10 protein-coding genes are annotated in these 12,946 nt (G+C 72.1%); 8 read left to right on the top strand and 2 right to left on the bottom strand.

Annotated elements, in window-relative coordinates:
- Window positions 1-46 precede the first annotated feature (46 nt).
- From K933_RS08725 to K933_RS08700, 7 genes are all read left to right on the top strand, one after another.
- A complete protein-coding gene (locus K933_RS08725) occupies window positions 47-898 on the top strand; it encodes a 3-hydroxyacyl-CoA dehydrogenase family protein (protein ID WP_023394352.1) in 852 nt (283 codons plus the stop codon).
- Between the two features lie 96 nt (window positions 899-994).
- Complete coding sequence (locus tag K933_RS08720; protein WP_023394351.1) at window positions 995-2,815, top strand: sensor histidine kinase; 1,821 nt, start codon at window positions 995-997, stop codon at window positions 2,813-2,815.
- Window positions 2,816-2,840: 25 nt separating this feature from the next.
- Window positions 2,841-3,863 (top strand): phosphomevalonate decarboxylase MvaD, encoded by a 1,023-nt coding sequence (mvaD, locus tag K933_RS08715; protein WP_023394350.1) that lies wholly within the window; start codon window positions 2,841-2,843, stop codon window positions 3,861-3,863.
- A gap of 283 nt (window positions 3,864-4,146) precedes the next feature.
- Window positions 4,147-5,292, top strand: a complete 1,146-nt coding sequence (locus tag K933_RS08710) for an NAD(P)/FAD-dependent oxidoreductase (RefSeq protein WP_023394349.1) — start codon at window positions 4,147-4,149, stop codon at window positions 5,290-5,292.
- Between the two features lie 245 nt (window positions 5,293-5,537).
- A complete protein-coding gene (locus K933_RS17955; protein WP_023394348.1) occupies window positions 5,538-5,687 on the top strand; it encodes a rubrerythrin-like domain-containing protein in 150 nt (49 codons plus the stop codon).
- Window positions 5,688-5,779: 92 nt separating this feature from the next.
- Window positions 5,780-8,617 carry a DEAD/DEAH box helicase gene (locus K933_RS08705; RefSeq protein ID WP_049947717.1) on the top strand — a complete coding sequence of 946 codons (2,838 nt, stop codon included), beginning with the start codon at window positions 5,780-5,782 and terminating at the stop codon, window positions 8,615-8,617.
- 121 nt (window positions 8,618-8,738) lie between these two features.
- On the top strand, window positions 8,739-9,098 hold the full coding sequence (locus K933_RS08700) for a group I truncated hemoglobin (RefSeq protein ID WP_023394346.1): 360 nt from the start codon (window positions 8,739-8,741) through the stop codon (window positions 9,096-9,098).
- Window positions 9,099-9,119: 21 nt separating this feature from the next.
- Here K933_RS08700 and K933_RS08695 read toward each other — a convergent pair whose 3' ends face one another.
- Window positions 9,120-9,533, bottom strand: a complete 414-nt coding sequence (locus K933_RS08695) for a DUF7522 family protein (RefSeq protein WP_023394345.1) — start codon at window positions 9,531-9,533, stop codon at window positions 9,120-9,122.
- A 110-nt stretch (window positions 9,534-9,643) separates the two neighbouring features.
- Between K933_RS08695 and K933_RS08690 the strand changes: the two genes are divergently transcribed.
- Complete coding sequence (locus K933_RS08690) at window positions 9,644-10,429, top strand: class I SAM-dependent methyltransferase (RefSeq protein WP_023394344.1); 786 nt, start codon at window positions 9,644-9,646, stop codon at window positions 10,427-10,429.
- A 31-nt stretch (window positions 10,430-10,460) separates the two neighbouring features.
- Here K933_RS08690 and K933_RS08685 read toward each other — a convergent pair whose 3' ends face one another.
- Window positions 10,461-12,740 carry an AAA family ATPase gene (locus K933_RS08685; RefSeq protein WP_023394343.1) on the bottom strand — a complete coding sequence of 760 codons (2,280 nt, stop codon included), beginning with the start codon at window positions 12,738-12,740 and terminating at the stop codon, window positions 10,461-10,463.
- Window positions 12,741-12,946: the final 206 nt, after the last annotated feature.

Genomic DNA, 12,946 nt, shown 5'->3' with positions numbered 1-12,946 from the left:
CGACCGCGGCGGCATCCTTACGGTCCGCGACGGCCGACGTCGGCGCATGCGCGGACTCGCGGAGGTCGACACGGTGGCGGTCATCGGCGCCGGGACGATGGGCAACGGCATCGCGCAGGTCGCCGCGACCGCCGGCTACGACGTGGTGATGCGCGACGTCGAGACCGACCTGGTCGAACGCGGGGTCGACGCCGTCGAGTCGTCGCTCTCGCGGCTGGCGGAGAAAGGTGAGGTGGACGACCCCGAGGCGGTCCGCGCGCGCATCGAGGGGACGACCGACCTCGCGGCCGTCGCCGACGCCGACCTGGTGGTCGAAGCGGTGGTCGAGGAGGTCGGCGTGAAACGCGACGTGTTCGCCGACCTCGCGAGCGTGACCGACGACGACGTGGTGCTCGCGACCAACACGTCGACGCTGTCGGTGACGGAGATAGCCGCCGCGACCGACCGGCCCGACCTGGTGGTGGGTCTCCACTTCATGAACCCCGTCCCCCTCATGCGCGGCGTCGAGGTGGTGGTCGGCGAGCGGACCGACCCCGAGACCGTCGCGTTCGCCCACGAGTTCGCCGAGCGACTCGGGAAGGAGACGTGGGAGAGCGACGACAAGCCGGGGTTCGTCACCAACCGGATCTTGATGCCGTGGCTCAACGAGGGGGTCCGCGCGTACGACGAGGGTGTCGCCTCGAAGGAGGATATCGACCGGGGGATGAGACTCGGCACGAACGTCCCGATGGGACCGCTCGAACTCGCCGACCACATCGGACTCGACGTCTGTCTGCAGGCGAGTCGGACGCTCCACGACGAACTCGGCGACCGCTACAAGCCCGCCTACCTCCTCGAACGGAAGGTGGCCGCGGGCGACCTGGGCAAGAAGACCGGCGCGGGGTTCTACGAGTACTGACGACGGGTTCCCGACGACCCACCGGCCGGGTCCGTTCCGCCGTCTGATACGCGCGGCGTCAACCCTTTGTTCCCGCGGGCCGGGCATCGGACGACGTTGCCTTCGGCGATCACGAACGCGCTCGCGTTCCTGTTGGTGCTCGCCGCGGTCGGGTCGGTAGCGGTCGCGCTCCGCGTCCGCCGGGGCGACAACGGCGGGCGGTGGCTCGCGGTGGTGATGGTCGGGGCCGCGTGGGTCGGCGTGCTGACGGCCGCCGGCTTCTACGCCGGGTCGGCCGAACGCCTCCTGCTGGCGCGGAAGGTGCGCTACGCGGGCTACGCCGTGATCCCGCCCGCGTGGTTCCTGTTCGCGGCCCGGTTCACCGACGCCGACCGCCTCGCCGGCCGGCGCGCGGTCGCGGCGCTCGCCGGGTTCGTCGCCCTCACCCTCGCGGTAGTCGCGACGACCCACGTCCACGGGCTGTTCTACACGGGCGAGGCGAGCTACCGCCTCGTCGACGGCGTCCCCGACCTCTCGGCGACCCGCGGCGCGTACTTCGACCTGTACATCGGCGTCACGTACGTGCTGATAGCCGTCGGGACCGCCCTCCTCCTGCTACAGGCGGTGCGGACCCGCCGGGCGTTCCGGCGACAGGCGCTGACGCTGGCCGTCGCGGCGCTCGTCCCGTGGACCGCCAACGCGGCGTCGCTGGTGTGGCCGACCGCCTTCCCGTTCGACCCGACGCCGGTCGCGCTCCCCGTCTCGGGGGCGCTGATCGCGACCAGCCTGCGGCGACACCGGCTGTTCGACACCGCGCCGGTCGCCCGCGATATCGTCGTCGACCGCCTCGACGACGGGGTGCTCGTCCTCGACGGCGACGACCGCGTGCTCGACTTCAACCCGGTGATGGAGGCGTTGCTCGTCGCGGGAACCGAGGTCGGCGACCCGCTCGCCGACGCCGCGCCGCCGGGCGTCGTACGCGCCATCGGCGACGCGACCGGCGACGGCGGGGCGAACGGCGACGCGACGGACAACGGCGGGACGGACGACAGCGACGACGGAGACGCGTCGTCGGACCGGGGGGTCACGCTCGCGGTCGGTGGCGACCGGCGAACGTACGACGTCCGGGTCACGCCGCTTTCGGGTCGCGTCGCCGGCGCCGGCCGGGTCGCGCTGTTCCGCGACGTGACGCTCCGCGAGCGGCGCGAGCGGGAGCTGGCGGCGCGCAACGAGCGGCTCGACCGGTTCGCGGGCGTCGTCAGCCACGACCTCCGCAACCCGCTCAACGTCGCCGAGGGCTACCGCGAACTCGCCGCCGCCGACCGCGACTCCCCGTACCTCGACCGGGTCGCCGACGCCCACGAGCGGATGGAGACGATCATCGACGACCTGCTGTTGCTCGCGCGCGGCGATGCGGTGGAGCCGCGGTCGGTGCGGCTGTCGACGCTCGCCCGGGAGGCGTGGGAGACGGTCGACACGCTGGAGGCGACCCTCTCGGTCGAGTCGGACCGCCGCCTGCGCGCGGACCCCACACGCACCCGCCGGCTGTTCGAGAACCTGTTCCGCAACGCGGTCGAACACGGCGGCGACGGCGTCCGGGTCGAGGTCGGCGCCACCGACGACGGGTTCGCCGTGGCCGACGACGGCCCGGGGGTCGACCCCGCCGACGCGGACGACCTCTTCGAGGCCGGCCGGTCGGGCGCCGGCAGCACGGGGTTGGGTCTCGCCATCGTGCGGACGGTCGCCGAGGACCACGGCTGGAGCGTCGGCCTCGACCGCGACGCCGCGGGCGCGCGGTTCGTCGTCTCGGGCGTCGCGGACGCCGCCGATGCGCCGGTCGACGCGGACACGGACGCCGACGACCGCGTGGGTCGCGGCGACCGCCCCGGCACCGGCCGCGACTCCGACCGCGACCCGCCGGGCAGTCGGAACGACTAACCCCCGGCCGGCCCCTCCGGCGGGTATGAAGGCGACCGCGACCGCCCACCCGATCCAGGGGCTGGTCAAGTACCACGGGATGCGCGACCCCGAGATGCGGTTCCCGTATCACGACTCGATCAGCGTCTGTACCGCCCCCTCACGGACCACCACCACCGTCGAGTGGCAGCCCGACGCGAGCGCCGGCGACGACGACCTGACCATCGACGGCGAGTCGGTCGAGGGGCGCGGCGCCGAGCGGGTCGGGATGGTCGCCGACCACGTCCGCGAACTGGCCGACTTCGACCACGGGCTGCGCGTGGTCTCGGAGAACTCCTTCCCCTCGAACGTCGGGTTCGGGTCGTCGTCGTCGGGCTTTGCGGCGCTGGCGGTGGCGCTGGTCGAGGCGGCGGGACTCGACATGAGCCACCCCGAGATGTCGGCGGTCGCCCGCCGCGGCTCCTCCTCCGCGGCCCGGGCGGTGACGGGGGCGTACTCCTGTCTGTACGCCGGGTTGAACGACGAGGACTGCCGCTCCGAGCGGCTGGCGGTCGGGACGGCCGACGGCTCGGCGGGCGGCGCGCCCGAGGGGTTCGACCCCGAGGAGGACCTCCGCGTGGTGACGGCGCTCGTGCCCGCGTACAAGGAGACGGAGGCGGCCCACGAGGAGGCCGAGGCCAGCCACATGTTCGACGCGCGGCTGGCGCACGTCCACGAACAGCTCCAGCGGATGCGCGACGCGCTCCGCGACGGCTCCTTCCCGGGAATCTTCGAACTCGCGGAGCACGACTCGCTGTCGCTGACCGCGACGACGATGACCGGCCCCGCGGGCTGGGTGTACTGGCAGCCCGAGACGCTCGCGGTGTTCAACGCCGTCCGGGAACTCCGCGAGGAGGAGGACGTCCCCGTCTACTTCTCGACGGATACGGGCGCGAGCGTCTACGTCAACACCACCGCCGACGCCGTCGACCGGGTCGAACGACGGGTCGCCGAAACCGGCGTCGACACCGAGGTGTGGGAGGTCGGCGGTCCCGCCGAGGTGCTCGCCGAGTCGAAGGCGCTGTTCTGAGTCGGAACCGGCGGTCCGGACGGGCGAGGTGGCCGAACCTGGTGGTCCGGACGAACCGGCGCGGACTCGGCGCCGTCGCTCCGAGCGCGCGTGGGCGAACTGGCGGTCGAGTACTGGAGGGCGAACGCCGCGGCGGTCGACCGCGCGACCGCGAGCCGCCGCGGGCGAGGGTCAGGGCACGGGGGCCGTGCCCGCCCCATCCGGGATGAACGTTCGGTCCCGGTCGCGGCCGTCCCGCCCCGCCGTCGGTACGCTCTTTTCGCCGCGACCCGTACACCGACCGATGCATGTCGCCGTTCTCGGTGCCGGCTACGCCGGACTGTCGACCGCGCGCCGCCTCGAGTCGAGACTGCCACCGGAGGTCGACCTCACCGTCGTCAACGACGGTCCCGACCACGTCCTCGTCCACGAGGTTCACCGCGCGGTGCGCCGGCCGGCCGTCGCCGACGCCATCACCATCCCCCTGTCGGACGTACTCGACAGGGCGACGGTCGTCGACGCGCGCGTCGAGTCGGTCGACGCCGAGGCGGGCCGGGCCGACCTCGACGCGGGCGAGACGCTGTCGTGGGAGTACGGCGCGCTCTGTCTCGGCTCGGAAACCGCCTACTACGGCATCGACGGGTTGTCCGAACGCGCGACGCCGCTGAAGTCGCTGTCGGACGCGGCGGCGATCCGCGAGCGGTTTCTGGCCCTCTGTGACGCCGGCGGCGGCCAAGTGGTCGTCGGCGGCGCGGGCCTGTCGGGGGTACAGGTCGCCGGCGAGTTGACCGCGCTCGCGGAGGAACGCGGGCTGGCCGTCCCCGACGACATCGAGGTGGTGTTGGTCGAGCAGTTGGAGGAGGTGGCGCCGAACTTCCCCGCGAACTTCCGGCGGGCGGTCCGCGAGGAGTTGACCGACCGCGGCGTCGACGTCAGGACCGGGACGACCGTCGAGCGGGTGACCGACGGCGGTGTCGAGACGGACGCCGGCCCGCTCGCGTACGACCAACTCGTCTGGACCGGCGGCATCACGGGCGACGACGCGACCGGCGGCGACCGACCGACGGTGCGAGCGGACCTCCGGCTGACCGACCGCACGTTCGCGCTCGGCGACGCCGCCCGCGCGGTCGACGCCGACGGCGAACCCGTGCCCGCGAGCGCCTCGGCGGCGATCCGGATGGGCAAGACCGCCGCCGAGAACGTCGGACGGCTGGTCGACCACGAACTGAACGGGTCGGCCGACGAGTTCGACCCCCGGCTGGAGCGCTACCGGTTCGACGTGCCGGGGTGGCTGGTCTCGGTCGGCGACGGCGCGGTGGCACAGATCGGTCCGACCGTCCTCCGCGGGACGGCCGCCCGGGCGAGCAAGACCACGGTCGGCGCGGGCTACCTCACGTCGGTCGGCGCCGTCCACAACGCCGTCAACCTCGCCGAGGAGGAACTCCTGTAGGGCACTCACGCCGGGACGACCGGCCGCGCGCGGAAGTTGCGTCGGGCCGACCGCCGATTCGACCGGCGGCCGCCCGGACGCCGCGGCGCACGCGGACGCACCCCCGATGTGGGCGCTCGATCCGGTTCGCGCCGGGTATCGGTCGAACTATCGATCGTTCGTCAACCCGATGCGTTCTAGGATACTATACGCGTAATATCGATACCCGGGGAACGTTTAACCGTGTCACTAACCCACACGATACTGTGCCAGCCATCCAGATCGACCCCTACGAGACGACGGACGGGCTGTTCGAGTGCGTCGACTGCGGCCACCGCGAGACGGCGGCGACCCACCCCGGGGCGTGTCCCGAGTGTGACGGCGAGGTCCGGAACATCGCGATCAGCCGGGAGTAGCCACCCGTCCGCGGGGCGCGCGAGCCGGCGAGCGGACGGTCGGATCGACCGGGAGCGCGGGGCTTAACAGCCTCGCGCCCCTACTTTGGGTGATGAGTGATACGGCGGAGGCGGCCGGGATGGACGCCTTCGCGGCCCTCGGCGACCCGGTTCGGGCGGCGCTCTCCGAACGCGGATTCACCACGCCCACGGAGCCGCAGCGCCGCGCCATCCCGCCGGTCGCGGACGGGCGGGACGCGCTGGTGATCGCACCGACCGGGACGGGCAAGACGGAGACGGCGATGCTCCCCGTGTTCAGTTCGCTCGCGGAGACGCGGCCCGCGGGGCTGGGCGCGCTGTACGTCACGCCGCTGCGCGCGCTCAACCGCGACATGCGCGAGCGGCTGGAGTGGTGGGGGGAGTACCTCGACCTCGACGTGCAGGTCAGACACGGCGACACCTCCGACTACCAGCGGAGCAAGCAGGCTGACGACCCGCCCGACGTGCTCGTGACGACGCCCGAGACGCTCCAGGCGATGCTGACGGGCGAGAAGCTCCGGAAGGCGCTGTCGGACGTGCGCCACGTCGTCGTCGACGAGGTGCACGAACTCGCGGCGTCCAAGCGGGGCGCGCAGTTGACGGTCGGGTTAGAGCGGGTCCGCGCGCTCGCGGGCGACTTCCAGCGGGTCGGTCTCTCGGCGACCGTCGGCGACCCCGAGGAGGTGGGGAAGTTCCTCACCGGCGACCGGGGCTGTGAGATAGTCGAGGTGGACGCGGGCACGAACGTGGAGTTCACGGTGACGACGCCAGAGGTGACCGAGGCGGACGAGCGGCTGGCGGGCGAACTCGCGACGGACCCCGAGATAGCCAGCCACGTCCGCGCCATCCGCGATATCGTGCGGGAGAACGAGTCGACGCTCGTGTTCGTCAACACCCGCCAGACAGCGGAGGCGCTGGGGTCGCGGTTCAAGACGCTCGAGGAACCGATCGGCGTCCACCACGGCTCGCTGTCGAAGCAGGCGCGGATCGAGGTGGAGGACGCGTTCAAGGCGGGCGAACTCGACGGGTTGGTCTGTACCTCCTCGATGGAACTCGGCATCGACGTGGGTCGGGTCGACCACGTCGTCCAGTACAACTCCCCGCGGGAGGTCGCCCGACTGCTCCAGCGGGTGGGGCGGGCGGGCCACCGGCGCGGCGAGACCAGCCACGGGACGGTCGTCACCGACCACCCAGACGACACGCTCGAAGCGCTCGCCATCGCGCGCCGCGCCATTGCGGGCGACGTGGAGTCGGCGGGCATCCACCACGCCAGCCTCGACGTGGTGGCCAACCAGACGGTCGGGCTGTTGATGGACTTCGGCGAGGTGGATATCCGGAACGCACACGACCTGCTCACGGCCGCGTACCCGTTCCGCGACCTCCCCGAGGAGCAGTTCCGCGCCGTGATCGAGGAGCTGTCGGGCAACCGCCTGCTCTGGCTCGACGAGGAGCGCGACGTGATCGAGAAGTCGGGCGGGACGTGGCAGTACTTCTACGCCAACCTCTCGATGATCCCCGACGAGGAGACGTACGAGGTGTACGACATCTCCTCGCGCAGACAGATCGGCACGCTCGACGAGCGGTTCGTCGTCAACTTCGCCGCCCCGGGCGAGACGTTCATCCAGCGCGGCGAGATGTGGCGGATCAACGACATCGACGACGACGAGAGCGAGGTGAACGTCGCGCCAATCGAGGACCCCGCGGGCGAGGTGCCGTCGTGGACCGGCCAGGAGATACCCGTCCCTCGGGCGGTGGCGAGCGAGGTGGGCGAGATGCGCGGCGTCGCCGAACCCCAGTTCGCGGGCGGCGCCTCCCGCGACTCCGTCGCGCGGGAGTTCGCGAACCGGTACCCGACGGACGTCCACACCGCCGCGGGCGGGCTGGAGGGCGTCGAGCGGCACGTCGAGGCGGGCCACCCGATGCCGACCGACGGCCGGGTCGTCGTCGAGGGTCGCGGGCGGTCGATAACGCTCAACGCGGCGTTCGGCCACGAGGTCAACCGGACGCTCGGCCGCCTGCTGTCGGCGCTGATCGGCCAGCGCACCGGGTCGTCGGTGGGGATGGAGGCGGACCCCTACCGCGTGGAGTTGGAGGTGCCCGCGAAGGTCGACCCCGGAACCGTGATCGAGGTGTTGGAGGGGACCGACCCCGCCCACGTCGAGGCGCTGCTCGAACTCGCGTTGAAGCACTCGGACACGCTGAAGTTCACGCTCGCGCACGTCGCCGCCAAGTTCGGCGCGCTCAAGCGCTACCAGGGGAGCGGCCGGTTCGGCGCCGACCGCCTGATGGCCGCGCTGGAGGGCACCCCGGTGTTCGACGAGGCGGTCCGGGAGGTGTTCCACACCCAACTCGCGGTCGACGAGACGGCGGACCTGCTCGCGAGCATCCAGTCGGGCGAGGTGGAACTCGTCGCCGCGCGCGACCGCACCCCGCTGGGCACGGGCGGGCAGTCGTCCGGCCGGGAACTGCTCGTGCCCGAGAACGCCGACGCGTCGGTCATCGAGACGATCAAAGACCGGATCATGGACGACCGCGTCATCCTGCTGTGCGTGCACTGTCGGGAGTGGGACCACACGACGAAGGTCCGCCGCGTGCGCGACCAGCCGGAGTGTCCGGAGTGCGGGTCGACGCGGATAGCGGCGCTCAACCCGTGGGCCGACGAGGTGGTGAGCGCGGTCCGCGCCGACGAGAAGGACGACGAACAGGAGAAACTGACGCGGAAGGCGTTCCGGTCGTCGAACCTCGTGCAGGCGCACGGCAAGCGCGCGGTGGTCGCGCTCGCGGCCCGCGGCGTCGGCCCGCACAACGCCGCGCGGATCATCGCCAAACTCCGCGAGGACGAGGACGACTTCTACCGCGACATCCTCGCCCAAGAGCGGCAGTACGCGCGGACCCAGAGCTTCTGGGACTGAACTGCCGACGCCGTGCGGTCGCGCCGTCCGGGCGTCCGCGGCGGGCGGGTGTCCCGTGGCGGGCGAGACGCGTTCGGGAAAGCCACTATACCCCTTCGGTCCCCAGCCACGCCCGGACACGATGGCCGACTCGATCTACGCCGATATCGGCGGCAGGGACGCGGTGGAGGCCGTGGTCGACGACTTCTACGACAGGGTGCTCGCGGACGAGCACCTCGTGGACTTCTTCGACGGGATGGACATGGTCGAACTCCGCGCCCACCAGGTCCAGTTCATCAGTTCGGTCGCCGGCGGACCGGTCGACTACTCGGGGGCGGAGATGCGCGAGGCGCACGACCACCTCGACATCGACGACGACGACTTCGACCGGGTGGCGACCCACCTCGAAGCCGCGCTCCGCGAGAACGGCGTCGGCGACGACCACGTCGACGCGATACTCTCGGAGGTGGAGGCGCTCCGGGCGCCGATCGTGGGGCGGTAGCCGAACGGCGTCACCGTCGGCTCAGTTCGACGACTCCGCCTGCCCGCCGCTCTGCCACTCGTCGAGCGTCGAGGCGACCGCGCGCGCGAGTTCGTCGAAGTCGCGGAGTTCGAGGCCGTCGGTGGTGACGACGACGCCCGCGCTGTCGGTGGCGATGCGGACGAGGTAGCCGTTCTCGAACACCCGGAGCGTGTAGCGGTAGTCGCCGAGTTCCGACGCCTGGTAGGTGTCGGTGGTCAGCTTGAAGTCCTGCCACTCGGTGCCGATGAACCCCATCAGGTCGACGTCCTGTTCGAGGTCCTCGCGGAAGTACACCCGCTCGAAGTCGCTGCGCGTGAAGTACGTCACCGAGCGGAGTTGGTCGCCGACGGTGGTCCGGCACGTCGCCGTGAGTCGCTCTTCGGCCTCGTCGGGGAGGATGTCTGCCTCTGGCACGACCGGCGTGTTCGCGCCGGGACCGCTTCATCCCACCGACTGTCGGCGCCCGTGCGGACCGGTGACACGGGTGAGAAAGCGTTACCGTCCGCGAGGCCGGTCGTCCGGCCGTGTCCGACCCGTTCGGCCGAGCCATCCGGGAGTTCGCGCGCGGCGAACAGACGGAACCGCTCCTCCAAGTCGACGGCGAGCGGGAACGCGAACACCCGGTCGAGGAGTTCTACTTCGCGGAGCGCGACCCCGAGAGCGAGTACGCGCGGTGGCTCGAGTCGCACCTCTCGGGGCCGTTGCTCGACCTGGGGGCGGGCGCGGGCCGGGACGCGCTCCACTTCCAAGCGCGGTTCGAGACGGTGGCGCTGGAGGTGTCCGCACACCTCGTCGAAACCATGCGCGACCGCGGCGTCGAGAACGCGGTCCGCGGCGACATGTTCGACCTGCCGGCGACGTTCGGCCGCGACCGGTTCGCCGCGGCGTACGCCCACGGCACCCAGTTGGGGCTGGTCCGCTCGCGCACGCACCTCCGGGAGTTCCTCGGCGACCTCGCGTTCGTGACCTCCGACGACGCCGTCGCGGTCCTCGACAACTACGACCCCGAGGCGGCGACCGCCGGCGAGTTGCTCGGCGCGCGCGCGGATCCGGAACCCGGGATGGGTCTGCGCGCGTTCCACTTCGAGTACGAGCGCGAGCGCGGAGAGACGCTCGTGTTCCGCCCGTTCGCCCCCCGGATACTCGACCGCGCGTGCGTCGGCACCGCGTGGAGGCTCGTCGAGGTGCGGTACACCGACGACCACCACTACGACGCCGTGTTGCGGAAGGAGCACGCGGGCGACCCGAACGGCGGGCCGACCGACGACCCGACCGGGAACGGGGGCGCGAGCGGCGACGCCGAGACGTGACTTCCGGCCGACTCGGGTCGGCGACCCGGCGTCAGTCGTTCGGGTCGACCGCTTCGACGGCCGCCTCGAAGTCGGCCATCGTGACCGACAGCGCCTCCGCGTGGTCGTTGGCCTCGTCGCCGAACTCGTCGGCGACGCGTTCGACCGCGCGCATCGTCGCGTCGCGCGCGACCGCGGTGAGGTCCGCGCCGGAGTAGCCCGCGGTCCGCGCCGCGACCGCGTCGAGGTCGACGTCGTCCGCGAGCGGTTTCTCGCCGGTGTGGACGCGGAGGATGGCGAGCCGCGCCTCCCCGTCGGGTTTGGGTACCTCGACATGGTCCTCCAAGCGCCCGGGTCGCAGCAGCGCCGGGTCGAGCGCGTCCTTCCGGTTCGTGGCCGCGAGCACCGCGAGGCTGGGGTTCTCCGCCGCGCGGTCGAACTCGGTGAGGAGCTGTGAGACCACCCGCTCGCCGACGCCGGAGTCGCCCGCGAAGTCGCGGTCGCCCGCGATGGCGTCTATCTCGTCGAAGAAGACGATCACGGGTGCGGCCTGTCTGGCGCGCTCGAACAGTTCCCGGACCGCCTTCTCGGACTCGCCGACGTAGCGGTCGAGCAGTTCCGGACCCGCCACCTGGATGAAGTTGACCTCCGACTCGCCCGCGATGGCGCGCGCGAGCAGCGTCTTCCCCGTCCCGGGCGGGCCGTGCAACAGCACGCCCGTCGGCGGGGCGGCGTCCGCGGCGGCGAACAGCGGGCCGTACTGGAGCGGCCACGTCACCGCGCGTTCGAGCGCCGCCTTCGCGTCGTGCAGTCCCCCGACGTCGTCGAACGTGGTCGACGGCTGTTCGGCGACGTACTCGCGCATCGCGCTCGGCTCGACCGACGACAGCGCGTCTTCGAAGTCCGCGCGGGTCACCTCCACCGTCCCGAGGTCGGCGTCGGCGTCGTCGTGGCGGGTCCGCCGGAGCGCGGTCAGCGCCGCCTCCGTCGTGAGCGAGTCGACGTCCGCGCCGACGAACCCGTAGGTGCGCGCCGCCAGCCTGTCGAGGTCCACGTCGGCTGCGAGCGGCATCCGTCGGGTGTGGACGTCGAGGATCTCGCGGCGGCCCGCCTCGCCGGGGACGCCGATCTCGATCTCGCGGTCGAACCGGCCGCCGCGGCGCAAGGCGGGGTCGATCGCGTCGACGCGGTTGGTCGCGCCGATCACCACCACGTCCTCGCGGGCGTCGAGGCCGTCCATCAGCGACAGCAGTTGCCCGACCACGCGGTTCTCCATCCCGCCCTCGTCCTCGCGTTGGCCCGCGATCGAGTCGATCTCGTCGAAGAAGATTATGGAGGGTGCCTCCTCGTTCGCGCGGTCGAATATCTCGCGGAGGCGCTCCTCGCTTTCGCCTTTGTACTTCGAGGTGATCTCGGGACCCGACACCGAGATGAACGTCGCGTCCACCTCGTTGGCGACGGCCTTCGCGATCAACGTCTTCCCCGTCCCCGGCGGGCCGTACAACAGCACGCCCTTCGGCGGGTCGATGCCGAGGCGGGTGAACACCTCCGGCTCCGAAAGCGGGAGTTCGATCGTCTCTCGAACCAAGTCGAGTTCCTCGTCCAACCCGCCGATGTCCTCGTAGGTGATGTCGCCCGTCGGCCGGGCCGCGGTCGGCGCGTCCCCGTCGTCGACCCCGCCACTCGCGCCGGGTCCGCTCCGCCCGTCGGCTCCGCCCGTTCCGCTCGCACCCGCTCGGCCGCTCGCCCCGCCCGACCGGTCGGTCGAGGTCGACCCCGACTCGCCCCCGCCGGTCACGTCGATGCTGACCGGGCCGTCGTCGGAGCCGCCGCGGCGTTCGACGGTGACGTCGGTCTCGTCGGTGACGCGGACGGACCCCTCGGGGAGCGTCTCGCGGACGACGAACACGTTGCCGCCGAGATGGGAGAGCCGGACCTGCTCGCCCGCCCGCACCGGCCGGCCGTCGAGGTCGCGCTTCGCCGCCCGCGAGAGCGTCTCGCCGTCGATGTCGACCGAGTCGAGCGCCGCCGGCGCGACGAGCGTGACGGACTCGGCCTCGGCGACCCGCTCCTTTTCGACCCGGACGGTCGTACCGATCTTCACGTCCGCGTTCGCGCGCGTCTCGGCGTCGACCCGGATCTCGCCGGGTTCGGCGTCCGTGCCGGCGGGCCACACCTTCGCGACGGTGTCGCGGCCGCCGCTGATCCGGACCGTCTCGCCCGAGAGCACGCCCAGCGCGCTCATCGCGCGTTCGGGCAGCCGGGCGATCCCCCGCCCCGCGTCCCGCTTGGCCGCGCCCCGGACGGTCAACTCGATGGCGTCCGTGCTCATGCCGGCGCGTTCGGCTGCGGGGGGTTTACCGCTTTCCACCGCGGGGGTGAGCCGCGGTCAAGGCTGCCGTACCCGCCGCGCGGTCCCGTGCGCGAACCGGCCGCGGAAGTCGGAGAGGTCTCCCGTCCCGTTAGACACATATAAGCGTCGGTCGTCGGGAGTCCATCCGGTTCATAAGGATTAATTCCGTTCTGGGAGTACGGCTA

Source organism: Candidatus Halobonum tyrrellensis G22 (genome assembly GCF_000495475.1).
GTDB classification, from domain to species: domain Archaea; phylum Halobacteriota; class Halobacteria; order Halobacteriales; family Haloferacaceae; genus Halobonum; species Halobonum tyrrellense.
This window is presented reverse-complemented; position numbering and strand designations above follow the sequence as displayed.